Here is a 24,606-nt window from a genome sequence, read left to right on the forward strand (position 1 = left end):
CCACGAGCCGGGGGCCGTGTTACAGCCAGCCTCGTTCCTTGGCGAGCAGCGCGGCCTGGAAGCGGTTGCCTGCGCCGAGGCGGTCCATCAGCTCGGCCACATGGGTGCGGAACTTGCGCACGGAGATGTTCAGCGCGCGGGCCGCGGTCTCGTCCTTGTCGTGCAGGGCGAGCGCCTGGAGCACCTGCCGCTCGATGGGGGCGAGCTGCGGCTCGTTCAGGTCGCGCGCGCGGGCCCACATGCCCTCGAACATGTCGACGAGGACGGCGACCGCGCCGGGCTGGCGGATCAGCAGCGCCCCCGCCGTTCTGTCGGCGGGGTCGATCTGCACGAACGCGACCGACCGGCTGATGATGAGCACCTGCCTGGCGCATTCGGTGCTGACGCGGCACAGGTCTCCCAGGGTGTGCCCCTCGCGCGCGAGAGCCAGCTGCTCGGGGTCGGCCAGCGTCGCCTCGGGAACCAGGCTCCTGCTCACCAGACCCGCCGACAGCCGCTTGCGGAAGCGCACCACCTTCTCGTCGTCGCGCCGCAGGGTCGACACGACGTTCTTGATGTTCATGACCTCCTTTGCGGAGGAGAACTCCCTGATCCGCCGGTTGACGTTCTCCACCCCCTCGATCCGCTCGACGAGCTCGACGGGGCGGCCGCTGCGCTGCTCCTCCGCCAGGTCGCGCACGATGTCCCAGGCGGCGCTGAGCTGATGGAGCTCGCGTGAGGTCTGCTCCATGCGGCGCCGGATGAGCTGGGCGACGGCGACCGCCGGGGAGAGCGCGGCCAGGCTGTCGTCGATGACGCCCAGTGTCCTGAGCCTGTCGAGGACGGCGGAGAGGTGCGGGATGCCGAGATGGGCGGCGGCGGCGTCGAGGTCGGCGTGAGGTGATCGCAGGAAGTAGCGGTACACCCGCTCCTGCTCGGCGGTCAGCCCGAGGCCGGCCAGATTCAACGCCACCTCCCTGAGGGACGTGCCGCACGTCCACGCCTCCGCATCCTATTCACCGTCCGCCGGGTTCCCTGCGCCTGCCACCCCCGGCGTGGGGGCGGTCAGGAGTGGGCGGCGCGGATCTCCGTCACGGTGAACTCCTCGACGATGTGGCGGTTCTGCAGCAGGAACCCGACCACGCCGGCCACCGCCTCCGCGCCCAGGGCCGCCCTCACCTGCCCGCTCAGCAGGTAGACGAGGGGCGTCGACGGCTGGGTGAGCGCCAGATCGCGGTCGTGCCGGTGGACGTCCTGCAGGGCCCTGATCGGGATCGGCCGCGCGGTGGTGAACCAGGCCGCGACCTCCCACAGCGGCAACGCCGGATCGGCCTCGGCGGAGGCGTGGTAGCAGGCGACGCAGCCGCGACCGGCGTGCTCGCCGTGCGGGCAGGTCCACTGGACGACGTCGGCCTTGCTCTGGTCGCGGGAGTTCAGGATCGCCGCCTCGGTGACGCGGCGGCGCACCGGCGGATCCTGCGATGGGGGATACGAGTCGCTGATGATCAGATCCCTTCACGTCCGAGATCTCCGAGCCTAGCCCCGTACGGCGCCCGGCCGTCTCAGGCTGGCTGAAAGTTTCACGGCGGAGGTGCGCACGTGACAACGAGCCGTGAAACTTTCATCCGTCCGCCGTCGATGGCGGCCACCGCGGATCGTGGCTGGAGGTGAGAGGGGCCGCGCCGACCGGGCTCGAACCGGCGTCCACCCGGTCCCGAGCCGGGCGCTCTACCACTGAGCTACAGCGAGGCCGCTCTCATTGTCTCCCACTCCGCCGGCCGGGCTCGAACCGGCGCCCACCCGGAGGAAGAGCCGGGCGTTCTACCTCTGAACTACAGCGGAGTCAGGGCCAGTCTGCCGACCTTCCCGCCGCGGACGCCACCGGTTTACGCCGGGGCGTCCTTGACGGGCAGGTCGCTGACCACCACCCCGGACGCGAGGCCGTGCGCGGCCTCCGCCGCCAGCTCCGGCTTGACCGGTCCGCCGCTGAACACCCCCGCCCGGCGCAGCAGCGCGGCCCACACGGGGTCGGCGACGCTCACCCCGTGGACCAGCTCCGGCGTCGGGCGGAACACCGCGACGCCGCGCCGGGGCGCGGGCGCGGTCCACCCCGAGGTCACGGGATCCAGCCCGGCCGTACGGCAGGCGGCCTCGACGTCGGCCCGCGCGCACGTCTCGGACCCGTCGAGCACCCGCCACGGCAGCGGCAGCCGCGCCCACACCGCGGTGTTCGGATCGACGTCGCCGCCTGCGCCGCGGTGCCACGCCGCCAGGTCCGCCGCCATCAGCCGCATCACCTTGCCGGGGCATGCCACGTCCAGCAGGTCGAGCGCGTCGAGCGACTGGAGGCAGGCCAGCCATCCGGCACGGGCGGCGTTGTAGGCCACGGCCAGGTTGTTCCACGTGGTGGAGTCGTCCCCGCGCGCGACGATCATCGCTTCGCGGTCGGTGCCGTCCTTCCATCGGGTGCGCAGGAGATCCGCGCTGGCCCGCATGACCGCCGACCACTGCCCGAGCAGGCGTCCGCGCTCCTCGTCGGTCAGTCGCGCCAGCACGTCAGGAGTGGCTCTGACCTGTGCGATCATCCACCAGTCCGCACCGGTCCCGCAGCGGTCGAGCAGCATCCGGGCGATCTCGTCGAACGGGTTCTCCCGGCCGGAGAGGCTGAACTCCCTGCGCAGCTTGCGCCGCGCCGTGTAGTAGGCGACGAAGCACGCGGCGGCGACATCCGCCCGGAACCGCTCCAGCGGGATGTCCGCCGCGAACCCGGCCACCCCGATGAGGAGCAGCCGGCGCTTGTCGTGCTCGACGCCTAGCACGCCCGCCTTGCCGGCGATCCGGCGCAGGACACGGAAGCGGCGGTTGTACTGCCGCTTGGAGATGTCCATCCCGGCCGCCTCGCGGGCCTCCCTGTTGAGCCGGTCGGCCAGGAAATCGGTCCGCTCGGGCGCCCATCCGATGGGCTCGCCGGTGCGCGAGGCGAATTCCAGCAGGGCCGCCGGGTCGTCGGCGTCGACCGCGAGATCCTGCTCGAACAGCCGGTTGGCCGCCGCGACCTGCCGGGCCCCGCCCACCGGGCGGGCGTAGTCGGCCGACATCGAGGAGAACCACTCCTGGCGGCGGGCGGAGTGCTTGGCGGCGCGCTCGAGCACGACCCGCTCGCGCCGCGTCAGCTTTCCCGCCAGGAGCGCCAGCACCAGGTCGGCCACGTCCTCGGGCCGGTACCGCCGGTCCAGCGAGGCGTGCAGCTCGGCCAGGATCTCGGGGTGGCGGGACTTGTCGCGCTCCTTCCTGAAGATACTCATGCGGCCATCATCCAGGCACGTCCTCTTGGGTGCGACCGGATTATGGACCACTGGCCAGGGCGCCTGCCCGGGACCGCTGGGCCGGGTCCACTGGCCGGGTCCACTGGCCGGGTCCGCTGATCGGGACCGCTGACACGCGCCGAGGAGCCTTGGCGCGTCTGGCTGGGGAGCCGTTCCCAGGTGCTGTCCGCAAGGCGCGCGTCCGTCCACCTGCGTTCGCGCTCGGTGCGATCCGGCGGCCAAGAGAGGTCAACCGGGTAGCGCGAAGGCCCGGCGGGCATGGACGAGGAACTCGCGCACGGCGGGGCTGCGCGTGCTCCTCCAGACCAGTGCGAGCACCGCGGGCAGGTCGACGTCGTCGATGGCGACCGCGGTGAGCCGGTCACGGTAGTGGGCGGCCATCGACTCGCTGAGGACGGCCACGGCGAGCCCGCGGGCGGCCAGGTCCGCGATGGCGTCCGAGGCGCCGGCTTGCAGCGCGATCACCGGCTGGAGGTTCTGCGCGGCGCAGGCCCGGTCGAACACCGTGCGCAGGCCGGTGCCCGGCGGCATGCACACGAGCGGGTACGCGCCCAGCTCGCGCAGGGTGACGCCCGGTCGCGTAGCCAGAGGGTGCCCGCCGGGGACCACCGCGACGAGGCGCTCGCTGATGATCGTCAGTGCGTCCAGCCCGTCGGGGGTGGCGGTCGCGGTGCCGACCAGGGCCAGGTCGACGGCGCCCGCGCGGACTCCTTCGACGAGCCGGTCGGAGTTGTCCTCCAGCAGCGAGATCTCCACGCCGGGATGCGCCCGGTTGAAGGCGGCCAGCGCGTCGAACAGCGGGGTGATGGTGCAGCCGATGACCATCCCCACCGTGAGCCTGCCCCTGATCAGGTCGGTCACCTCGCCCACCGCCTGGCCGAGCGCCGCGGCGGCGGCGAGCGCGGCGCGGGCGTGCTGGAGTGCCGCCTTGCCCGCGACCGTGAGGGTGGCGGTGCGCGCCGACCGGTCGAACAGCTCGGCGCCGAGCTCCCGTTCGAGCTGGCGGATCTGGGCGCTGACGCCGGACTGGCTGATGTGCACCCGCTCGGCCGCCCTGGTGAAGTTCCGCTCCTCGGCGACCGCGACGAAGTACTCCAGCTGCCTCAGTTCCATAAGAGTCAATTCTAGTTCCTAGCATTTCAATCTGTTGGACTTCTGGTGGACGGCAGGCCAGGCTGGAAGCACCGAAAGCACGAGACCTTGGGGAACCATGACGGAGTACGAGAAGGCCATGCGGCCCGAGGACATCACCCGCCTGTTCGTCGAGCGATCCAACGCCGGTGACACGGCCGGAGTCGCGGCGCTCTACGAGCCGGACGCGGTCATGGCCTACCCGCCCGGCAGCCAGACGGTGGGCCGCGAGGCGATCCGCGCGTTGTGGGAGATGGTGCTGGCCAACCGTCCCCGCTTCGAGCCCGAGCAGCCGCTCCCGACGCTGATCAGCGGTGACCTCGCCCTCACCTCGACCCCGCCGAAGGACGGGTCGGGCGCCCGCGCGCAGGTCGTCCGCCGCCAGCCCGACGGAAGCTGGCTGCGCGTGCTCGACCAGCCCGAGTTCCGCGCCCCCACCAGCTGACGCGCCGCCCTGGCTGCGTGATCTCCGGTTGCCTCGTGGGTCAGACGCCTGGGAGGCGGGACAGGTCGTGCTCGGTCAGGGTCAGATCGGCGGCGGCGGCCGAGTCGCGGATCGTCTCGGGGCGGCTGGCGCCGGGGATCGGGATGACCGTGGGCGACAGGGTGAGCAGCCAGGCCAGGCAGACCCGCTGCGGGCTCACCCCCCGCTTGCGAGCGACCTCATGGAACGGCGTGTCCGCCGTCTCGCCGGCCGACGGCCCGTCCAGGGAGCTGCGCGAGATGCCGCCGAGCGGGCTCCAGGGCAGGAAGGCCAGGCCCAGCTCCGCGCACAGGCGCAGTTCCGGTGCGCTGTCCCGGACGGCGGGCGAGAAGCGGTTCTGCACCGAGACGAGCCCCTCGCCGAGGATCTCGCGGGCGGTCAGGATCTGCGCGGCCGTCACGTTCGAGAGCCCCGCCATGCGGATCTTGCCCTCGTCCAGCAGCGTGCGAAGGGCGCCGACCGAGTCGGCCCAGGGGACGTCGGGGTCGGGCTTGTGCAGCTGGTACAGGTCGATCACCTCGACGCCGAGCCGTCTCAGCGAGCCCTCGCAGGCGCGCAGCAGGTGGTCGGGCCTGCCGTTCACCGTCCAGGACCCGTCGCCGGGACGGCCCCTGCCGCCCTTGGTGCCGATCAGCGCCTCCCGTGAGAAACCCGCCAGCAGCCGCTCGTTGTGCCCGATCTCGTCCGCGTGCCAGTGGTAGGAGTCGGCGGTGTCGATCAGCGTGATCCCGGCGTCGAGCGCGGCGCGGACGGTGGCGAGCGCCCTCGCGCGGTCGGGACGTCCCTCGATGGACAGCGGCATGGCCCCCATGCCGATCGCGCTCACCTCTGCCTGTCCGATCAGGCGCATGCCACGGCCTTCCTCAGCCAGTCGTGCACGTTCGAGAAGGGGAAGCCGAGGCTCGCGGCGCGGCCGTTGTCCATCGCGTAGTAGCGGTCGAAGGAGTAGGGCGACGCGCCCCGCTCGTACACCGGCCGCCTGCCGACCTCGGCGGCGATCGCCTCGCACAGGTCGTGGACGTCCAGCTCGCCGTACGAGCAGGCGTTGACGGCGCCGGTGAAGTCCGCGCGTGCGGCCCACTCGAGGACGGCGGCGATCTCCCTGTCGTTGATGAAGCAGGCCGGCTTCGGATCGGCGTGGACGGCGACGGGGCGGCCCTGCCCGATCCGCTCCTTGTAGTGGGCGAGGCGGCCGGTGAAGTCCTGGCCGCCGAGCACGTGGGCGCTGCGCACGCTGACGAGGTCGAACACCGGGTCCTGGGCGAGGACCGCCTCGGCCTGCCGCTTGCCGTCGCCGTAGGCGTACTCCGGCAGGCCGGGCCGTACCGGCAAGGTCAGCGGATCCACCGCCGCCTCCGTCACGGGCCCGCTGTGCCGGAGGTCGGCGTACACCTCGATCGTCGAGGTCAGCACGTAACGGCGGGTACGGCCCGCGAAGACCTCCCGGGCGATCCGCGCCTGGCCGGGGGTGTAGCAGACCTGGTCGATGACGACGTCGAAGGTCTGATCGCCCAGGGCGCGCGCCATGGCCGAGGCGGAGTTCCTGTCGGCGACCAGCTGCCGGACCCCCGGGGGTGGCGGCGCGGAGCCCCTGTTGAGCAGGGTGACCTCCGCGGTGGCGGACAAGGACTCGACCAGGTGGCGGCCGAAGTAGCGGCTGCCGCCGATGACGCACACGGTTCTCATGAGCACCGAGCCTGCCCCGCTATGGTCGTAAGCAGAAGTGGCCGCCTGCTGAACGCGCCTTAAGGAGAACTGATGATCGACGTGGCGCGCCTGCGGGTGCTGCGGGAGGTGGCCAGGCACGGCAGCTTCAGCAAGGCCGCGGCCGCGCTGCTGTTCACGCCGTCGGCGGTCTCTCAGCAGATCTCCGCGCTGGAGCGTGCGGTGGGCGCGCCGGTGGTCGAGCGCAGCACGCGCGGAGTGGAGCTCACCGAGGCGGGGCGGCTGCTCGTCGAGTCGGCCGACGCGATCTTCGCCGAACTGCACCGCACCCGCGAGCGGATCAGCCGGCTGACGACGGGACGCAGCAGGCTGACGGTCGCCACCTTCACCAGCGGCGGACGCCGCCTGCTGCCGTACGCCCTGGAACGGTTCGTCGCCGCCCGGCCCGACGTCGAGGTCAACGTCGTGGAGGGCGAGCCGGAGGTCAGCCTGTCGCTGGTGCGCGAAGGAAAGGCCGATCTGGCCGTCGCCTACCATTTCGACGAGCCGCTGCCGATCTCCACAGGGCTGCACTGGACCCCGCTCATGGACGATCTCATGTCGGTGGCGCTGCCCCCCGGCCACCCGCTGGAGCGCAGAGACGATCTCGACCTGGCCGAGCTCGCCGCCGAGTCGTGGGTGATCGGGTGCACCAAGACCGAGGGCTTCCTGCGCCGCTACGCGGCCGCGGCGGGGTTCGAGCTGCGGGTCTCGGGCAGCACGACCGACTACTTCTTCGCCCAGGCCCTGGTCGCGGCGGGGCTGGGCGTCACGCTGGTGCCCGAGCTCGGACTCGACCCAGGAGCCGCCGACGCCACGCTCGTGCCGATCCGCCCGCCGCGTCCGGCCAGGTACGTCGGGGTCGCGACCTCGCGCAGGCACCACTCGCCGCTGGTCGAGGCGATGAGCGGCGCGCTGCGCGAGGCCGCGTCTCAGCTCGTGGACCGGACGAGCTCCTCGAGGGTCACCGGTCGCTCGAACAGCCGTCAGCGCGGGCGGACGCCTTCGGCCACCGCCATGAGCTCACCGGAGCCGAATCTCTCGGCGTCGATCGTGACGGAGACGCCGACGCCCGGCTCCACCAGCCAGAACACGTGACCGTCGGCGCGCAGCCCCGGCTGGGCGCCGACCCTGGTCGCGCTCCAGGAGTCCGGCGCCCGCTCGTGGTGGCGCGCCATGACCGAGCGCAGCTCGCCGAGCGAGGTCAGGCCCGCGCCGCGCAGGACGACGACGGTCAGGTCGACGGCGTGACCGCCGGACCCCGTCGATCGCTCCCAGACCCGCGAGGCGCAGGCGATGCCCTCGTCGGGCTCGTACGCGAAATCCGACACGCTGGAGCCCACGTCGCGCGGAACGTGCCCGATCATGAACCCGTCCAGCGGGGCGCCGGTCACCGTCGAGGGGCCGGCCAGCGCGAACACCAAGCCGATCGTCGCCAGAACTCCCTTGAGCACCCCGAGATCCTGTCACGGTTCGGCTCCCCACGGGGACGGCGCCGGCGGCGCCACGACCGGCGGGCGGTCGTCGCAGGTGATCGTGTTCGGCAGCGTCCAGGGGGCCGGCCACGGGCCCGCCGTCCCGCCGCCGTCGTTGCCGCCGAGGTCGGTCAGCGAGAACTCCGACCCGGTGGGCGGGAAGGCGAACGCTCCGCAGTTGTTGACGCCGACCGCGCCGACGTTGCGGGCGTCCACGTTCTCGAAGGTCACCGACCCCTTCACGCGAGGGAGGTGCCGCCGCCGTCAGGCCGTGGCGACCCAGGGCAGGTCGCCGCCGTGCCGGTGCTCCCGCGCGGCCTGGTGCGGCTCGCGGCCAGGGCTGTCGCCGCCGGGATCCGAGCACCGCCAGCACAGGGCGGGGCCGTCCAGCGGAACCGGGTGCGCGCAGCGCGCGCACGCGGCGCCGCCGCAGCCGATGCACAGGGGGATCTTGATCCCGGCCTCGGGGTGCTCCTGCGGCGGCGTGTGGGTACGGCAGCCGCCCGCGCAGCGCGTCCTGCCGACGGCGCGGTCGTGCAGGATCCGCCGCAGGTCCTGGTGGTGCAGCGGCCTGACGGCTGCGACCAGATCGGCCAGCACGGCGTGCACGTACATGATGGCCTGCTGTAGCTCGTCGCGGTCGGCGTCGGCGTGCCCGAGCTGGCCGGCCAGGAACTGGACGCACGCGCCGAAACGCGCGCACTCGCCGATGACCAGTGCGGCCGCATCCGCCGTCTCGGTGGTCCCGGCCGCGCCTGCCGGCAGGTTGTGGTTGGCGCTCACCCCTCCCACGGTAGGGCGCGAGGGCGGCCATGGCCGCGCGGCGCGCAGGCGGAAGATCGAGGTGTCACGAATCGTGCGGCTCGCGGGAAAGCCGCAGCTCACGCTGGTATGCGGACAAATGGGTCCCCTCAGCGGCGATCAGCCCGTTTACGCTGTCGAAAGCTCTCGTTCACCGTATAGACAGACAGCCGACCGGAAGCGCTCCACCTTGTCCCGAGGAGAAGCACACATGACCGGGCTTGATCGACGATCCTTCCTTGGCCGCGGCCTCACCACCGCCGGTGGTGTGCTGGCTAGCGGCATCGCCGTCCAGACCCTGGGCGCCCACGCCTCCTGGGCCGACGCCGGGCGGCCCGCCGCCGATCCGGGCGCGGCGGGGTACGGCCCCCTGCGCCGTACCCCCTCGAAGAACACCGGAGAGGAGCTACTCGCCCTGCCGGCGGGCTTCTCCTATGTCGTGCTCGGCAAGACCGGCACGCCCATGACCGACGGGGTGCCGACGCCCATCGCGCACGACGGCATGGCCGCCTTCCCCGGCACCCGCCGCCACACTGTCCGCCTGATCCGCAACCACGAGGTGCGCACCCCGCCGGGATCGCCGACGGGACGGGTGCACGTGCCCGGCTCCCAGCGCTACGACGAGCTCGGCGTCGCCGGCACCACCACCCTAGAGGTGGACCTCCGCACCGGTGAGGTGCTGCGGCACTTCGTCAGCCTCAGCGGCACCATCGTCAACTGCGCCGGCGGAATGATGCTGCACCGTCGTGGCTGGCTGACGTGCGAGGAGACCACGGCCGGCCCGAAGCAGGGCTGGCAGCGCAAGCACGGCTACATCTTCCAGGTGCCCCTGGACGGCCCCGAGCCGGGCAGGCCCGCCGCCTCGATGCCGCTCACGGCGATGGGACGCTTCTCCCACGAGGCGATCGCGGTCGATCCCCGTACGGGTTACGTCTACGAGACCGAGGACGACTCCGGCAAGCCCGACGGCTTCTACCGCTTCCGCCCCCATGACGCCCGCGATCTGTCCGCGGGCGGCGTCCTGGAGATGCTCAAGGTCCAGGGCGTCGACAACTACGACTGCAGGGAGGGCCAGAAGATGGGCGCCCGGCTCCCGGTGGAATGGGTCGTCATCGACGATCCCGACCCCGACCTGGAGAACGGCGCGCAGACCTGCACGCAGCAGGGGCTGGCGAAGGGCGGCGCGAAGTTCAACCGCCTCGAGGGCTGCTGGTACGGCGACGGCGGCATCTTCTTCAACTCCACCAGCGGCGGTGACGCCAAGAACGGCGACGCGCCCAACGCCGACGGCTTCAGGGAGGGGTACGGGCAGGTCTGGCAGCTGGTCCCGGGCCGCGGTCAGCGCGGCGACACGCTGGTGCTGGTCTACGAGTCGCCCGGCCGCAAGGAGCTCGACTCACCGGACAACCTGACCTTCACGCCGCGCGGCGGGATCGTCCTGTGCGAGGACGACGCCTCGTCGGCCGACGCGGACCCGCATCCGCTCGCGCCGGGGCTGACCAACGTCAATCGCCTGATCGGGCTGGCGCCGGGCGGCCAGCCGTTCGAGTTCGCCGTCAACATCAGCGACGACAGCGAGTTCGCCGGAGCGTGTTTCAGCCCCGACGGGTCCGTCATGTTCGTCAACAACCTCGGCTCCACCGTCGAGCTCGACCCGCCGGGGCGTACCTACGCCATCCGCGGACCGTGGCGGCGCGGGCCGCTGTGAACGCCGGCGCGGCCCGCCGTACGGACTTTCCGGTACGGCGGGCCGCGGCGGGCTCGATCAGAAGGTGGCGACGTTGAGCAGTCGCTCCTTGGTGCCGTCAGGGTCGTCGGCGGCGTTCCAGTCGGTGGTGCCGGCCGTCTGGAGCGCCGACTTCACCGTGGCGGGACTCGCCCCCGCGTGGGTGGCCTTGTAGAGGGCCGCGCCGCCCGCGACGTGCGGGGTGGCCATCGAGGTGCCGGAGATCGTGTTGTACCCGCCGCCCTTCCAGGTGGACAGGATGCACACGCCCGGGGCGATGAGGTCGACGTCCGCGCCGAAGTTGGAGAAGCCGGCGAAGGTGTCGTCGACGTCGCTCCGGCAGGTGGCGGCGGCGCCGCCGCCCGGCAGGCCGTTGAAGTCGGCCAGCGCGCTGACCGTGATGACCTCGTCGTACGCGGCGGGCACGTGGTTGGCGGCGTTGTCGCTCTCGTTGCCGGCGGCGACCGCGTAGGTCACGCCCGCCGCGACCGAGGCGCAGATCGCCTTGTGCATCGCGTCGTTGTTGGTGTTGCCGCAGTTGCCGTCGTCGGCGCCGAGGCCGCCGAGGCTCATGTTCGCGACCTCGATCTCGCTCGCATGCGCGGTGACGTAGTCGATGCCACAGATGACGTCGGACCAGCTGCCGCTGCCCCGGTTGTTGAGCACGCGCACCGGCCAGATCCGGGCGCCCGGCGCCACGCCGACGACGCCGTCGGCGTTGTCCAGCGCGCCGATCGTGCCGGCGACGTGGGTGCCGTGGCCGTTGCCGTCGTCGGCACTGCGCCCGCTCGAGCAGTTCACGGCGCCCGCGGTGTGCACGTTCAGGTCGGGGTGGTCCAGGTCGACGCCGGTGTCGATGACCGCCACGTCGACGTTCACCCGCTGGTCGGACCCGTCGATCCGGGCGGTCGGGCTGGCGTCCGCGTCGACCCGGTCGATCCCGGTCGGCAGGGTCTGCGCGCTGATGCTCACCACGCCGTCGGGCTGGACCCAGCGGACGCGGGAGTCCTGGGCGATCGCCCTGGCGGCGGCGGGGGTCATCTTCGCGGAGTACCCGCGAAGGGCGTGGCGGTAGACGCGGCCGGGCACGGCGCCCTTGTCTCGGGCGTGCTCGTTCGCGACGGATGGGGAGTCGGCGCCGTCCTGGAGCACCACGATGTAGTCGCGGGCAGGTTCGGCGTCGGCGCCTGCGGCGGGGCTGAAGGCCGCCACGAGGGCACCGGCTAACAGGACGGTGAGGAGGGACGTGCGCACAGGGGATCCTCCGCTCTGAGGTCCACGACAACAGAGCTGATATTGACGCCGATTGTCAGGATCTCCTAGATGAGGGGTTGATTGTTACCGGAAATTGACCGATAGCGATTTTCTCCCGCCGTTGGACGGCGGAGCCTGGCGAGATCGCCCGGTGGCGGCGAGTGCGGGGAGGCGGGGCTGTCCCCGCGCTCGCCGGCGCCCGAGGCCCTGTCCTGCGGCGCGGGCAGGGCGCGGACCTGTGGTGGCGGACCACGCGATGAGACGATGGAGGATGTCGCGGCCTCGCGGCCGAGGTGCCGAGGGGGACCTGCCGGGGGCCGCGGAGGGAGCGCGCGTGGTCGACCCGTTCGGTCATCACCCCGGTGGGCCTTCCCCGCCCGGCGGTCTGCTCGACATGCTGAACGTCGCGGCCGTGGTGGTGGACACGGGCGGGCGGATCGTGCTGTGGAGCCCGCAGGCCGAGCAGCTGTTCGGTTACCCCACGCAAGAGGCGCTCGGCCAGTACGCCGGGCGGCTCCTGGTCGATCCCGAGCACCTGACCCTGGTCATGGAGCTGTTCGAGGAGGTGATGGAGACCGGCAGGCCGTGGGTCGGCGTCTTCCCCGTCCGGGTCAAGGACGGCTCGATCCGGCAGGTCGAGTTCCGCAACATGCGGCTGCAGGATGACCGGCACAACCTCTACGCGCTCGCGATCGCCACCGATCAGGCCACCGTACGCCAGGTGGAGACCGACCTGGCGCTGTCGGACAAGCTGATCGACCAGTCGCCGATCGGGCTGGCGATCCTGGACACCGACCTGCGCTACGTCACGGTCAACCCGGCCCTGGAGCGCATCAACGGCCGGCCCGCCGCCGAGCACACGGGACGCACCGTGCACGAGGTCCTGACCTTCGTGGACGCCGCCGCCGTCGAGGCCGCGATGCGCCAGGTCCTGGCCACCGGTGTGCCGCTGATCGACCTGCACGAGGTCGACCTGCCGAGCGGGCAGCACGCCTGGTCGACGTCCTACTACCGGCTGGAGGACACCGCGGGCCACGTCCTGGGCGTGGCGGTCTCCGTGGTGGACGTCACCGAACGGCACAAGGCGGCCGTCGAGGCCGCGGTCGCCCGCCGCAGGCTGGCCATGGTCGCCGAGGCCACCGTCCGCGTCGGCACCACGCTGGACCTGCAGCGGACCGCCCGCGAGCTGGCCGAGGTGGTCGTGCCCGACCTCGCCGACTTGGCCACGGTGGACGTGCTCGAGGAGATCCTGACCGACCGGCGGGCCGAGTCCCAGGACGACGGCCTCGCGCGGTTCCGCGCGCTGGCGGTGGTGTCGGCCTACCCCACCGAGGCCATCGGCGCCGCCGACCCCGTCGACGAGGTGGTGACGTACGACGCCGACCGGCTGGCCGCGCGGTGCGTGACGTCGGCCGCCCCGATCCTGGTGCCGCGCGTGGAGCCCTCGGCCCTGCACCGCATCGCCAGGGACGCCGCCGCCGCCGTCCACCTATCCGGCGCGGGCGTCCACTCCTATCTCGCGGTGCCGCTGATCGCCCGCGGCGAGGTCCTCGGCGTGCTGTGCATGGTACGGGCGCGCAACCAGACCCCGTTCGACCAGGAAGACCTCGTGCTGGCCACCGAGCTGGCGTCGCGGGCGGCGGTGTGCATCGACAACGCCCGCCTGTACCGCAACGAGCGGAACACCGTGCTCACCCTCCAGCGCAGTCTGCTGCCCCAGCCGCCGCCGCACCGGCCGGGGTTGAAGATCGCCTATCGCTACCTGCCCGCCGGAGCGGGGAACGAGGTCGGCGGGGACTGGTTCGACGTCATCCCGCTGGCCGAGGGGAAGACGGCGCTGGTCGTGGGCGACGTGATGGGCAGCGGCATCGCCGCGGCCACCACCATGGGGCAGCTGCGCACGGCGACCTCCACGCTGGCCGCGCTCGACCTCGACCCGGCCGAGGTACTGCGCCACCTCGACGACATCGCGGCCGGACTGAGCCGTCCCTTCGTCACCTGCGTCTACGCCGTCTGCGACCCGGCCCATGGCCGGTGCCGCGTCTCCACGGCCGGTCACCTGCCGCCGGTGCTCGTCCCCGCCGAGGGCGCGCCCGAACTCGTCGCCATCCCGCCCGGCGCGCCGCTGGGAGTGGGCGGGGTCGACTTCACCACGGTCACGCTCCCGCTGGCCCCCGGCAGCCTGCTGGTCCTCTACACCGACGGCCTGGTCGAGACCAGGGACGAGCCCATCGACCAGCGCCTGGAGACCCTCTGCCGGCTGCTGGACGGCCCCCGCCGCCCGCCGGAGGAGACCTGCGAGGCGCTGCTCCGCGCGCTGCGCCCGCCCGACGACAGGGACGACGTGGTCCTCCTCGTCGCCCACATCCGTCCCGGCCCAGCGGAGGGACGGCCGGCGACCGGGTGATCTCACCAGCCACCCCCGGCACCCCCCCGGCGGGACGGCGCCCACCCGTCCTCGCGACACCCGCCCTCGCGACGCGTCGCCTCGCGACTCCTTGCCCAGTGACTCACGACCTCGCGCGCCCGGCGTTGCCCACTCGGGGGCGTCCGCCCGGGTCGTTCTCCAGGGGGTGGTCCGGCTGGTGTCGTCCGGCTGGCGTCGCCGTCCGAGATGGCTTGCAAGGTGGGAGGCTCGGGCCTCAGCGGTCGCCGTCGCCCTCGGGGGCAGCGGCGTAGCGAACCAGGAGGTTGTCCGAGCCCCCGAAGGAGCGGGTGCCGATCAGGCGCAGCCGTGGCGTCCCGCCGTCGGTGAACACCGGCGTGCCGCCGCCCAGGACGACCGGGCCGATCATCAGGTGCAGCTCGTCGACCAGCCCGGCGGCCAGCAGGTCGTTCCACAGGATGTGGCTGCCGAAGACCACGATGTCGCCGCCGTCCCCGCCCTTCAGCTCGGCGATCCGCTCGTGCGCCTCGGCGCGGCGGACGATGCGGGTGGTCGCGGTCCACGGCGCGGTGTCGCCGGGGGTCAGGCTGTCGGAGACGACGACCTTCTCGATCGCGTTGTTGAGCCGCGAGATCTCCTGGATGACGGCCCTCTCCCGCGGGTCGTCCCTGAACGTGGCCACGGTCTCGGCGTCGTCGGCCAATGACGGCCAGAAGGCCTTGAACCCCTCGTACGAGGCGCGCCCCACCAGTAGCGTGCTCGCGGCCCGCAGCCGCTCGGCGTTGTAGGCGTCGAAGGCGGCGTCCATGGGCAGGGCCATCACGTCGCCGCCCTTCCCCTCGAAGTAGCCGTCCAGCGAGACGATGTTGGTGACGATCAGCTTGCGCATCGGAACTCTCCTGTCGTGAGCGTGCTTCACAGGTGGAGAGACACCGGCCGCCGCGGATTCATCGCTCCGGCCCGGATTCGTCGACATTTTCTTTCGGGAGCTCTCGTGGCAGGCCGAACAGGTGGTGGAGCTCGGGGTCGAGAAAACTGCCCAGCTCGGTGATCCGTCCGGACCTGAGGCTCAGCACCGTGATCGCCCCGAGCCGGAACCGGCCGTCGTCCGGGTTCTGCGGGTAGCAGGCCAAGGCCGGCTGGCCGTTCGCCCGAACGGGGACCAGCCGCCACGCGGTGGCGAAGACCCGCTCGGTGAGGAAGCGGGCGACGTCGTCGCGCCCGTCGAACCAGGCGGGCAGCGGCGGCATGGTGAACCGGGCGTCGTCGGCGAGCATGGCCACGATGGCGTCGACGTCGGCGCGCTCCCACGCGGCCACGAAGGCGTCGACCAGCTCGCGCGCTCCATCGGAGCCGAGGGCGGCCAGCTCCGCCCGCTGGGTGACGGGCGGCACCCGCCGCTCGACCGCCTTCCTGGCCCGCTGCAGGGCACTGTTCACCGAGGCGGGGGTGGTGTCGAGGAGGCTCGCCACCTCGACGGCCGAGTACTCGAGCACCTCCCGCAGGATCAGGACGGCGCGCTGGGTGCCGGGCAGGTGCTGCAGCGCCGCGACGAAGGCCAGCTCCACCCCCTCACGCCGCAGATAGCTCGCCGCCGGGTCGGGCTCGTCGGCGGGCACGTCGTCGGGCCACGGTTCGAGCCAGACCGGGCCGGTCACCGGCTCGCCGAGATCGGCGGTGTCGCGCCGCGCGGGGCCGTGGTCGGGCGAGAGCAGCCGCCGGGGCCGCCTGGCGCTCATGCGCAGGCAGGCGTTGGTGGCGATCCGGTACAGCCACGTGCGCAGCGAGCTGCGTCCTTCGAACCCGGCGAGCCCCCGCCACGCGCTGAGCAGTGACTCCTGGAGGGCGTCCTCGGCGTCGTGCGGCGAGCCGAGCATCCGGTAGCAGTGCGCGGCCAGCTCCCGCCGATACCCGGCGACCAGCAGGTCGAACGCCGCCGCGTCGCCGCCGCGGGCCAGGGCCAGCAACTCCGCGTCGTTCGGTCGCGAGGTGTCCACCGGCCGAGCCTACTCGCCGGGGCCCGCTCCACGTTCGCGCATTCAGGTGGCCGTCGAGGGTAGGGGAAGCGTATGACAAAGATCATTGATCGGGTGCGCGCTTACCTGCGCAGCCCGCAGGGAAAACAGCAGATGGACAAGGCCAAGCGGATGGCCCGCGATCCACACAACCAGGAGAAGGCACGGCGGTTCTTCGACCGATTCCGCCGCCGACACCACTGAACGTGCCGGGGAAACCGCTGGCGGTCAGACCGTCAGCGCGGGGTGCCGTCCGCCTGCGGTCCGATCGTCCACGCCGGGGCGCCGTCCGCCGAACGGCCTGATTATCAACGGCGGAGTGCGAACCATGCGCGGGAGGAACGCGGGCCCACAAGCAGCGCGACGAGCGCCTGCAGGGCCATGAACACGGCCAGGACGATCGCCACCACCCGGGAGCCACGCCGGCCGCGCCATAGCCCCTGGGCGCTGGCGGCTGCCAGCAGCAGGACGACGGCGGCGAGCACGACCGCACCGACGACGGGCGCAGGCGGCCTGGACAGATCACGGGAGGACATGACGTGACCATACAGACACGACACCCACCCGGGTCAGGATCGCAGTCTCTTTGAGGACAGTCTCAGGCTCCCCGGAAACCCTTCCCCAGTCGGCAGGACCGCCTCCCCCCGAACCCCGACCCGTGCGGCAGGACCGCCTCCGAATTCCCGGAATAGCGCCCTCACCTAGCGGGACAATTGCCCTGAGCGGCGGGGCCGCCCCCGGATTCGGGCGATGCGCGTCGCCACTAGGCGGGCCGGTCTCCGTCTCCCCACGACGCACCCGCCACCGGCGGGGGCTGTTTCCTGCTGCTTGCCGCGGGCCTGGCGATGCGCGAATGGTCGGGTGAGGTCAGCGGGCCGGTTTCGGCCGCGGGGCTTCCGCTCCACCGCCTCGCCGTGCGATGAAGCGATCACGCCGTCTGGTGATCAGGAGGTGCTGACGACGTTCGGTGGACGCTGCGGATCGCGGCGACGTCCGGATGCGGACGAAGCTCCGGCACGGCCGCCGCCAACGCGTTGAGCTCACGTTTCACCCGGGAGGCGATGCCACCGCCCAGAACGTACCTGGTCGGGGCCGGCGCCCGCCGGGCGCCGGCGAGCAGGTGCAGCGCGCCCCGGCTGGTGAGGCCGGTGTGGCGCAGATCCACGTGGGAGAGTCGGTGCGGGGCATCCGACAGCGCCCGCGCGATCAGGGCCGCCGCCTCCGTGTCGAGGCGGTTGGCCGTCGCGCCGAGGTGCCCCGCCGCGGGCACACGCCCGAGGTCGAGTGTCTCCACCCCGGCCTGCGCCGCCGCCGTGACCAGTTCGACCAGCGCGGCGGGGCCGATGCCGTTGCTGGCCACCGACAGGCGGCGCAGCCGTCCTGGCCGCAGCGCGGCCGCCACGAGCGCCGCCCCGCGATCGCCCAGCCCGGCCGCGGAGACGTAGAGTTCCTCGGTCCCGTCCCCGGCGATGAGGCGGGCCAGCTGCTCGGCGCCCTCACCGCCGAGCGGGTTGCCACTGAGGAACAGCCGTCCCACCCCTCCGGCGCCCAGCAGGCGGTCCACCAGGACGGCGAGCCCCGCCGCGTCCAGGCCGGTCTGGACCAGATCGATGGTGCGCAGCCCCGCGCCGGCGGCCGCCCCGACGATCCGGCCGCCGTCCGGTCCCAGCGGGTTGCGCTTGAGCCAGAGCCCGCGCACGATGCCGGGAGAGGCGACCAGGCGGTCGGCGATGCGGCACGCGCCTGCCGTGGTGATGGCGTTGCAGCCCAGGTACAGGGTCGTCGCCCCGGAGCCGATCGCGCCCGCCGCGGCGATCTCGGCTCCCGCGTCGCCGAGTCCGTCGGTGCCGAGCAGCAGGTGGCGGGCGGGGCCGCCGACCGGCAGGGCGTCGGCGACCAGCCGCATGCCGTACGGCCCGAGCGCCTGCTTGCACAGGTCGAGCCGCCCGTCGGGCATGGCCGTGCCGGACGCGAAGTCCGTGCGCCGCGTCACCGGCTCGCCGCCGCGCAGCCACGCCAGCAGGTCCTCCAGCGGCGGGGTCACCACGGCGCGACCTCGTAGTCCTTGAGGAAGACCCCGTGCACCGGCTCTCCCGCTTCGCCGCGCACGATCGGGTCGTAGACGCGGGCGGCGCCGTCGATCACGTCCAGCGGGGTGCGCCGGTCCAGCCGGTCCCTGACGGGGGCGGGCTGCTCGTCGGTGATCCAGCCGGTGTCCACGCTGCACAGGTGCACGCCCTGCCGCGCGAGGTCGGCGGCGCTGGTGCGGGTCAGCATGTTCAGGGCCGCCTTGGCCATGTTGGTGTGCGGGTGGCGGCCGGTCTTGTTGGCGACGGCGAACTGGCCCTCCACCGCCGAGACGTTGACGATGTAGCGCCGCTCGGCGGGCGAGGCCAGCAGGAGCGGCAGCAGGCGGTCGATCAGCAGGAACGGCGCCACCGCGTTGACGAGCTGCGTTTCCAGCAGCTCCACCGGGTCGACCGCGCCGATCCGCGCCGACCAGGAGTTCGTCGGGGACAGGTCGGGCAGCAACCCCGACACGTCGGGCAGCAACCCTGGCACGTCGGGCAGCGGCCCCGAGAGGTCAGGCAGCCCCGGCACGTCGGGCAGCGGCCGTGACATGTCTGGCAGCCCCGCGACGGGGCCCGTGACGAGTGCGATGGCGGCGGCGCGCCGCTCGCCCTCGGCCAGCACGGCGTAGGCCGACGGGGGCCTGCGGATGGTCTGCGCGGCGTTGTTGACCAGGATGTCCAGCGGGTCACCCGCCTCGAGCAGCCGGTCGGTCAGCGCGATGACCTGACGAGGGTCGCGCAGGTCGACGCCGACGACGCTCAGGCGGCCCGGCCAGTCGCCTGCCTCGGCGAAGCGGCGGGCGGCGTCGTGGGGGAAGCGCGTGGTGACGGTGACGTGGGCCCCGTCCCGGAGCATCTTGAGCGCGAGCTGATGGCCGATCTTCACACGGCCGCCGGTGACGAGCGCGCGCCGTCCGGTCAGATCCGTGCGGGCCGTACGGCGAGCGGCGTTGGCCGCCGCGCACGCGGGGCACAGCAGGTGATAGAGCCCGTGCACCCGGTCGTAGCCGGCCTTGCAGACGTAGCAGGTCCGCGTCTTCCTCAGCCGGAGCTCGGTCGCGGTCTCCGGCGGGCCGACAGGAGCGTCCGCGATCCGGTCGCGCGCGCCCATGGCGGTGGCGGCCATGGTCTCGGCGTCGGTCCGCGCGGTGGCCCGCTCGCGCTCCCTGCGGCGGCGGCGCTGGCCGTCGCGGACCAGGGCGAGGGCGGCGTGTTCGAGGCGGAGGCGGCCGGGATCGTCCAGCGGCAGCTCGCGCGCCTGTCCGAGGTGCCGCAGCACCGCCGAGACGTCCACGTTCGTCCTCCCTCTGGGGTGGAGCCCGGCTGGAGTCGAACCAGCGTCCTCCTCCATGCAATGGAGGCGCGACGGCCACCTGCGCTACGGGCTCCCCTGCGAAGCGTGGGGTCCAGCCGGATTCGAACCGGCGTCCTCCGCCTTAGCTAGGCGGCGCGACGACCGCTGCGCTATGGACCCCACCCCGGCAATCTACCGGTGGCGATCACTGGGCCGACACCGGTTTGCACCAGCCCCGCGATCAGCGGGGCGGTGGGCGGTGCGGGAACCGCAGGTCCGCCCCGGCCGTGAGGCGTACCACGGGCAGGCCGGTGCCGGAGTCGAGGACGAGGCGATCGCCGAGCGGCCTGCCGAGCTTGACGGCGGCCTGCGCTAGGCGGAGCACGGCGGGGCAGGGCCCGCTCCCGGACTCCTCGTAGGCGTCGACCACGACGAGGTCGGCGCTCTCGTGGGCGCGGACCCCGTGGCGTCTGGTGCAGGCGCCGTGCCCGTAACCGAGGAGCAGTGCGTCCGGCGCCGTCAGGAGGTAGGCCCTCACCTCCTCGGACTCCTCTGGCCTGGCCGTCGGGCGCGGACGGATCGCCGACGGGTCCACCGCCACTCGCCGGAACGTCCCCTTCACGCCCTTCACCGTGAACTCCCACGCCGGCACCTGGGTGATCCCCCTGCTGGTGCGGAAGGCGACCTCTACCAGGGAGGCGCCGACGACCCGCAGCGCCCTGCACCCCGTGGCCGGGCATTCCTCGTCGATGAAGTTCGCCGGTCTGCTCAGCTCCGCGAAGGCCGCTGACGCCGAGACCAGCGGGACCGTCAGCGTCGAGCCGTCCGCCCACCGCAGCGTCGCGGGGCGCGGCGGGGCGGAGGGCAGCTCGACGTCCGGTTCCCAGACGCCGTTGTGTGCGCTGAGCCCCGCCCACATGGGGCTCGGCCGGTCAGGCGCGAGGTCGAAGTCCTCGAGCGGCACGAAGCCCTGCCGCCAGTTCCGGTCCGCCGTGGAGCCTCGCCAGCGCTCCATGACCTCTTCGGCGCGGTCCTCGAACTCGGCGGCGGATCGCCGTCCGTCGAGGAACGCGCAGCCCGAGGTCAGCGGCAGCGCCGCCAGTAGCAGCGCCAAGGGCCAGACCAGCGTGCGCATCGCGACTCCTCGGGTGACAGGAGTGATCTTCCCATGGATCCGCCGGTTGGTCGTCAGCGCTCGTGGACGACCTCGCCGCCGACCACCACGAGGTCGGCGCGCACCCCTGGGATCGCCTCCGCCGGGATCGCGAACAGGTCCTCCGACAGGATCGTGAAGTCGGCCAGCTTGCCCACGCTCAGCGAGCCCCTGTCGTGCTCGCAGAAGTTGGCGTAGGCCGACCCCATCGTGTACGCGCGGATCGCGGTCGCCAGATCCACCGACTCCTCCGGCATCCAGGCGGGGCCGCCGGCCAGGCCCTTCCTGGTGACCGCCGTGTAGATGCCGATCATGGGGTCCATCTCGGCCACGTTCCAGTCGCTGGAGAAGGCCAGGACCGCGCCGGCCGCGTGCAGCGACCGCATCGGCCACGCCTTGGACCAGCGGGACGGCCCGACCGCCTCCGCCCAGTCACGTCCGGGTCCGGCGATGTCGGGGGAGCAGTGCCTGGGCTGCATGCAGGCGACGACGCCCAGCTCGGCGAAGCGCGGCACGTCGGCGGGGTCGAGGCACTCCACGTGCACCACCTGGTGGCGGGCGTCGCGCGGGCCGTTGACGCGCCTGGCGTGCTCGACGGCGTCCAGGACCGTCCTGATGCCCCTGTCGCCCGTCGCGTGCACGAACGCCTGGAACCCCGCGGCGTCCAGCGCGGCCAGCAGGCCGGCGAACTCCTCCGGCGGGTAGAAGGTGTCGCCCCGGTGGTCGCCGTGCCCGCAGTACGGCTCCAGCAGCGCGGCGGTGTGCGGCTCCACCACGTCGTCGATGTAGAGCTTGAGCGGCCCCGCCCGGAGCCACTCGTCGTCGTACTTCGCGGCGGCCCGCGCGAACTCGGCCAGGTCGGCGGCGCCGGTCCCTCGCGGGTGGAACAGCGCCGCGATGAGGCGGGAGCGCAGCCGTCCCTCGGCCCTGGCGCGCTCGAACAGGGCCAGGTCGTCCACCGAGTTCTGCGGCTCGACGATGGTCGTGATGCCGTACGCGGTGGCCATGTCGAGGCTGTCGAGCAGGCGGGTGTAGGCCCGCTCTGGCCCCGCCCACGGCACGCCGAGCTCGGCCATCGCCCGGTGCCCGTCGCGCGAGAGGCCGCGTACGGCGAACTCCGTGACGAAGCCGGTGGGCCGTCCGGAGTCGTCGACCTGGGCGACGCCGAACGGCAGGTCGGTGTGGTCCTCGTCGATGCCGAGGCGGCGCAGCGCGGCGGTGTTCGCCCACATCGTGTGCACGTCGTAGCTGAAGACGATCGCGGGCAGGTCGCCGGTGAGCGCGTCGAGAACGGCGGCCGTGGGCAGGCCGGGGATCGCGGAGTAGTCGAAGCCCTCGCACTCGATCCAGGTCGCATCGGGATGCGCGGCCCGCCACGCGTCGATCCTGCGGCCGATCTCGGCCAGGTCGGTGGCGCCCGCGAGCTGCACGCAGGCCGCGTCGGAGCCGAGGCGCACGTGGTTGTGCGCGTCCACGAAGCCGGGCAGCACCAGGCGGCCGCCCGCGTCGATGGTCCGCGCCGCATCGGGCGCGTCGGCGTCCGCGCCGAGCCAGACGATGCGGCCGTCCTTGACGGCCATCGCCGCCGCCAGGGGAAGGGCGTCGTCGACGGTGTGGATGCGGGCGTTGCGGACGATCAGGTCGGCGGTCATCAGGAGTGCGTCTCTCAGTCCTCGGGAGCGGTGACGATCCAGTGGGTCGCGCGGCGCGGCCACAGGTAGAAGGCGTAGTAGGCGGTGAACAGCACGACGATCCCAGCCGCGACCAGCAGGTCGGTCGCGCTCTGCTCGAACAGGGCGTAGCCGAGGGCGGCGATCACGACCAGCGGGGGGAGCGGCCACAGCGGCATCCGCCAGGCGCGCAGCGGCCGGTGCGCCGCCGTACGGGAGCGGAGCGCGGCGGCGGCCAGCAGCAGCGACACGACGGTCACGATCACCGAGGTGAGACCGAGCAGCTGCTCGATGTCGAGCAGCCAGGCCATCACGGCGCCCGGCACGCCGACGACGAGGGTCGCGATGTACGGCGAGCCCCAGCGCGGGTGGATCCGCGTGAGCGCCCTGCTGACCGGCGCGGGCCAGGCGCGGTCGCGGGCGGAGGCGAACACGACGCGGCCGTTCTGCAGCACCATCACCAGGACGGCGTTGAGGATCGCGATCGCGATGCCCAGGTTGACCGCGGTCGCCACGCCGTCGCCGCCCCATGCTCGCACGTGGTCGGAGAAGGAGCCGTTGACCAGGTCGTCGAGGGAGCCGACGCCCAGCACGGTGGCGGTCACGGGCACGATGATGATGACGGCGGCCAGGCCGAGCGACCAGAACACGGTGCGGGCGATGTTGCGCCGGGGGTCCTTAATCTCCTCGGCCAGGTAGGTCGCCGTGCCGAACCCGTTGACGACGAACATCGCGACGGTGAGCCCCGCCATCAGCGCGGCCAGCCCGAACGCCGACACGCCGCCCTGCCCGTCCGGCACGACGGGCGACACCAGGGTGTCCACGCCGCGCTGGGTGTTGGCGAAGCCGAGGAAGGCGACCACTCCGGCCGCGATGACCTCGATGGCCAGGAAGATGCCGGTGATCAGGGCGTTCGACCTGATGTCGAGCACCGCGAAGGCCGTGGCCGCGAGCATCACCACGGCGCCGGCCAGCGCCCGGTCCACGGCGAACAGGTCGCTCAGGTAGTCGGCCGTGCCGAGGGCGATGATCGGCGGGATCACGATCAGCAGGGTGATGGACAGGGCGAAGGTGAGCCAGCCGCTCAGCCGGCCGAGCATGGCGGTCACCATGGCGTACTCGCCGCCCGAGCTCGGTTTGAGCGTGCCCAGCTCGGCGTAGCAACAGCCGACCGCGATCGAGACGGCCACGCCCGCGAGCAGGGTGAGCACCGCGCCGCCGCCCTGGCCCGCGAGCACCTCGGGAACGATGATGAACAGCGAGGACGCGGGCGTGATGCACGACAGGGTGAGCAGGACCGCGCCGAACAGACCGAGCACCCTGGACAGTGACGGCGGGGCGGACGGGGCGGGCGCGGCGGGGGGCGCGGTTTTCGGCTGGATCATCGAGACTCCTTGGAACGGTCTTGAATGCCGTTCAAAGTTTTTGAATGACATTCAAAATGCCCTGTCGTACTGTTGTCCGTCAAGACACGTCATCGACCGTTATCGCAAGGTGAGCAATGGCACGGGAGCGTCGCCGGCTGGATCGCCCGCGGGAGCAGATGCTGGAGGCGGCGATGGCCGCGATCACCGAGAACGGCCTGGCCGAGCTCACGATGGCCGGACTCGCGAGGCGGCTGGGCACCAGCGGGGGCCACATCCTCTACTACTTCGGCAGCAAGGATCAGGTGCTGCTGGAAACACTGCGCTGGAGCGAGGACCGGCTCGCGCCCAGGCGGCGCGAGCTCGTCGGGCGCGCCGCCCCGGCGCGCGAGCGGCTGGCCGCGTACGTGGATCTCTACCTGCCGACGGGCGCCGCCGACCCGCGCTGGCTGCTCTGGGTCGACGTGTGGAGCCGCACGATCGCGGTGCCGGAGCTGCGCGAGACCCAGGCCGAGCTGGACCACGGCTGGCACCTGGACCTGGTGCGGCTGGTGGAGGACGGCGTGGGCGCGGGCGAGTTCGCCCCGACCGACACCGGCGCCTTCTCGGTACGGCTGCGCGCGATGCTCGACGGCTTCGCCACCCAGATCGTCATCGGCGTGCCCGGCGTCGACAGGGACTCCTTCGCGGGACACGCCATGGGCTACGCGGACCAGACCCTATCGATCGATAGTTAAATTCGCCCCGGCCCCTTGTGTCGGCTCGCGCGCGT

The 24,606-nt window shown here is 72.6% G+C and carries 24 protein-coding genes and 4 tRNA genes; 6 read left to right on the plus strand and 22 right to left on the minus strand.

Features of this window, described 5'->3' with window-relative positions:
* Positions 1 to 19: 19 nt before the first annotated feature.
* The 6 genes from H4W81_RS10240 to H4W81_RS10265 form a co-directional block, all read right to left on the minus strand.
* Positions 20 to 946 carry a helix-turn-helix transcriptional regulator gene (locus H4W81_RS10240; protein ID WP_192774589.1) on the minus strand — a complete coding sequence of 309 codons (927 nt, stop codon included), beginning with the start codon at positions 944 to 946 and terminating at the stop codon, positions 20 to 22.
* A gap of 98 nt (positions 947 to 1,044) precedes the next feature.
* Positions 1,045 to 1,446, minus strand: coding sequence for a hypothetical protein (locus H4W81_RS10245; RefSeq protein WP_192774590.1), 402 nt, complete (start codon positions 1,444 to 1,446; stop codon positions 1,045 to 1,047).
* Positions 1,447 to 1,656: 210 nt separating this feature from the next.
* Positions 1,657 to 1,728 (minus strand) — tRNA-Pro (locus tag H4W81_RS10250).
* Between the two features lie 20 nt (positions 1,729 to 1,748).
* Positions 1,749 to 1,821, minus strand: a tRNA-Lys gene (locus H4W81_RS10255).
* Positions 1,822 to 1,865: 44 nt separating this feature from the next.
* On the minus strand, positions 1,866 to 3,284 hold the full coding sequence (locus H4W81_RS10260; protein ID WP_192774591.1) for a hypothetical protein: 1,419 nt from the start codon (positions 3,282 to 3,284) through the stop codon (positions 1,866 to 1,868).
* Between the two features lie 249 nt (positions 3,285 to 3,533).
* On the minus strand, positions 3,534 to 4,418 hold the full coding sequence (locus tag H4W81_RS10265) for a LysR family transcriptional regulator (RefSeq protein ID WP_192774592.1): 885 nt from the start codon (positions 4,416 to 4,418) through the stop codon (positions 3,534 to 3,536).
* A 97-nt stretch (positions 4,419 to 4,515) separates the two neighbouring features.
* Between H4W81_RS10265 and H4W81_RS10270 the strand changes: the two genes are divergently transcribed.
* Entirely contained in the window at positions 4,516 to 4,881 is a 366-nt protein-coding gene (locus tag H4W81_RS10270; protein ID WP_192774593.1) for a YybH family protein, read from the plus strand.
* Between the two features lie 40 nt (positions 4,882 to 4,921).
* On the opposite strand, the gene H4W81_RS10275 is transcribed toward H4W81_RS10270, so the two are convergent.
* Both H4W81_RS10275 and H4W81_RS10280 read right to left on the minus strand, forming a co-directional pair.
* On the minus strand, positions 4,922 to 5,770 hold the full coding sequence (locus H4W81_RS10275; protein ID WP_192774594.1) for an aldo/keto reductase: 849 nt from the start codon (positions 5,768 to 5,770) through the stop codon (positions 4,922 to 4,924).
* Positions 5,761 to 6,606 (minus strand): Rossmann-fold NAD(P)-binding domain-containing protein, encoded by an 846-nt coding sequence (locus H4W81_RS10280; RefSeq protein ID WP_192774595.1) that lies wholly within the window; start codon positions 6,604 to 6,606, stop codon positions 5,761 to 5,763. The genes H4W81_RS10275 and H4W81_RS10280 overlap by 10 nt, the downstream gene beginning before the upstream one ends.
* Positions 6,607 to 6,678: 72 nt before the next feature.
* On the opposite strand from H4W81_RS10280, the gene H4W81_RS10285 reads away from it, so the two are divergent.
* The gene (locus tag H4W81_RS10285) at positions 6,679 to 7,722 is read left to right on the plus strand and encodes a LysR family transcriptional regulator (protein WP_192774596.1); all 1,044 of its coding nucleotides are present in this window, start codon (positions 6,679 to 6,681) and stop codon (positions 7,720 to 7,722) included.
* Here the strand turns inward: H4W81_RS10285 and H4W81_RS10290 are convergent.
* Genes H4W81_RS10290 through H4W81_RS10300 form a run of 3 tightly spaced genes read right to left on the minus strand, consistent with a single transcriptional unit; the run spans position 7,611 to position 8,882 of the window.
* The gene (locus H4W81_RS10290) at positions 7,611 to 8,078 is read right to left on the minus strand and encodes a hypothetical protein (protein ID WP_192774597.1); all 468 of its coding nucleotides are present in this window, start codon (positions 8,076 to 8,078) and stop codon (positions 7,611 to 7,613) included. The genes H4W81_RS10285 and H4W81_RS10290 overlap by 112 nt on opposite strands.
* A gap of 12 nt (positions 8,079 to 8,090) precedes the next feature.
* On the minus strand, positions 8,091 to 8,330 hold the full coding sequence (locus tag H4W81_RS10295; RefSeq protein ID WP_225958537.1) for a hypothetical protein: 240 nt from the start codon (positions 8,328 to 8,330) through the stop codon (positions 8,091 to 8,093).
* Positions 8,331 to 8,363: 33 nt separating this feature from the next.
* Positions 8,364 to 8,882 carry a hypothetical protein gene (locus tag H4W81_RS10300; protein WP_192774598.1) on the minus strand — a complete coding sequence of 173 codons (519 nt, stop codon included), beginning with the start codon at positions 8,880 to 8,882 and terminating at the stop codon, positions 8,364 to 8,366.
* A gap of 229 nt (positions 8,883 to 9,111) precedes the next feature.
* Here H4W81_RS10300 and H4W81_RS10305 point away from each other — a divergent pair, with 229 nt between their 5' ends.
* Positions 9,112 to 10,608, plus strand: coding sequence for an alkaline phosphatase PhoX (locus H4W81_RS10305; RefSeq protein ID WP_192774599.1), 1,497 nt, complete (start codon positions 9,112 to 9,114; stop codon positions 10,606 to 10,608).
* A 57-nt stretch (positions 10,609 to 10,665) separates the two neighbouring features.
* Here the strand turns inward: H4W81_RS10305 and H4W81_RS10310 are convergent, their stop codons facing one another.
* The gene (locus tag H4W81_RS10310; RefSeq protein WP_192774600.1) at positions 10,666 to 11,880 is read right to left on the minus strand and encodes a S8 family serine peptidase; all 1,215 of its coding nucleotides are present in this window, start codon (positions 11,878 to 11,880) and stop codon (positions 10,666 to 10,668) included.
* Positions 11,881 to 12,214: 334 nt separating this feature from the next.
* Between H4W81_RS10310 and H4W81_RS10315 the strand changes: the two genes are divergently transcribed.
* Positions 12,215 to 14,287 (plus strand): SpoIIE family protein phosphatase, encoded by a 2,073-nt coding sequence (locus tag H4W81_RS10315; RefSeq protein ID WP_318781640.1) that lies wholly within the window; start codon positions 12,215 to 12,217, stop codon positions 14,285 to 14,287.
* Positions 14,288 to 14,522: 235 nt separating this feature from the next.
* On the opposite strand, the gene H4W81_RS10320 is transcribed toward H4W81_RS10315, so the two are convergent.
* Both H4W81_RS10320 and H4W81_RS10325 read right to left on the minus strand, forming a co-directional pair.
* Entirely contained in the window at positions 14,523 to 15,155 is a 633-nt protein-coding gene (locus H4W81_RS10320; RefSeq protein ID WP_192774602.1) for a dihydrofolate reductase family protein, read from the minus strand.
* Positions 15,156 to 15,213: 58 nt separating this feature from the next.
* A complete protein-coding gene (locus H4W81_RS10325) occupies positions 15,214 to 16,263 on the minus strand; it encodes a sigma-70 family RNA polymerase sigma factor (protein WP_192774603.1) in 1,050 nt (349 codons plus the stop codon).
* Positions 16,264 to 16,335: 72 nt separating this feature from the next.
* Here H4W81_RS10325 and H4W81_RS10330 point away from each other — a divergent pair, with 72 nt between their 5' ends.
* On the plus strand, positions 16,336 to 16,485 hold the full coding sequence (locus tag H4W81_RS10330; RefSeq protein ID WP_192774604.1) for a hypothetical protein: 150 nt from the start codon (positions 16,336 to 16,338) through the stop codon (positions 16,483 to 16,485).
* A 104-nt stretch (positions 16,486 to 16,589) separates the two neighbouring features.
* Here H4W81_RS10330 and H4W81_RS10335 read toward each other — a convergent pair whose 3' ends face one another.
* From H4W81_RS10335 to H4W81_RS10370, 8 genes are all read right to left on the minus strand, one after another.
* A complete protein-coding gene (locus H4W81_RS10335; protein ID WP_192774605.1) occupies positions 16,590 to 16,817 on the minus strand; it encodes a hypothetical protein in 228 nt (75 codons plus the stop codon).
* 392 nt (positions 16,818 to 17,209) lie between these two features.
* Positions 17,210 to 18,328 carry a leucine-rich repeat domain-containing protein gene (locus tag H4W81_RS10340; RefSeq protein ID WP_192774606.1) on the minus strand — a complete coding sequence of 373 codons (1,119 nt, stop codon included), beginning with the start codon at positions 18,326 to 18,328 and terminating at the stop codon, positions 17,210 to 17,212.
* Positions 18,322 to 19,704, minus strand: a complete 1,383-nt coding sequence (locus H4W81_RS10345) for an SDR family NAD(P)-dependent oxidoreductase (RefSeq protein ID WP_192780720.1) — start codon at positions 19,702 to 19,704, stop codon at positions 18,322 to 18,324. The genes H4W81_RS10340 and H4W81_RS10345 overlap by 7 nt, the downstream gene beginning before the upstream one ends.
* Positions 19,668 to 19,741 (minus strand) — tRNA-Ala (locus H4W81_RS10350). Before H4W81_RS10350 ends, H4W81_RS10345 begins: the two co-directional genes overlap by 37 nt.
* A gap of 13 nt (positions 19,742 to 19,754) precedes the next feature.
* Positions 19,755 to 19,827: transfer RNA gene (locus H4W81_RS10355), tRNA-Ser, on the minus strand.
* Between the two features lie 61 nt (positions 19,828 to 19,888).
* Positions 19,889 to 20,782, minus strand: coding sequence for a hypothetical protein (locus tag H4W81_RS10360; protein WP_192774607.1), 894 nt, complete (start codon positions 20,780 to 20,782; stop codon positions 19,889 to 19,891).
* 53 nt (positions 20,783 to 20,835) lie between these two features.
* Entirely contained in the window at positions 20,836 to 22,452 is a 1,617-nt protein-coding gene (locus H4W81_RS10365; protein ID WP_192774608.1) for an amidohydrolase, read from the minus strand.
* A gap of 14 nt (positions 22,453 to 22,466) precedes the next feature.
* A complete protein-coding gene (locus tag H4W81_RS10370) occupies positions 22,467 to 23,855 on the minus strand; it encodes an APC family permease (protein WP_192774609.1) in 1,389 nt (462 codons plus the stop codon).
* 116 nt (positions 23,856 to 23,971) lie between these two features.
* On the opposite strand from H4W81_RS10370, the gene H4W81_RS10375 reads away from it, so the two are divergent.
* Entirely contained in the window at positions 23,972 to 24,571 is a 600-nt protein-coding gene (locus H4W81_RS10375) for a TetR/AcrR family transcriptional regulator (protein ID WP_192774610.1), read from the plus strand.
* The last annotated feature ends 35 nt before the right edge of the window (positions 24,572 to 24,606 follow it).

It is taken from the genome of Nonomuraea africana, assembly GCF_014873535.1.
Lineage (GTDB): Bacteria > Actinomycetota > Actinomycetes > Streptosporangiales > Streptosporangiaceae > Nonomuraea > Nonomuraea africana.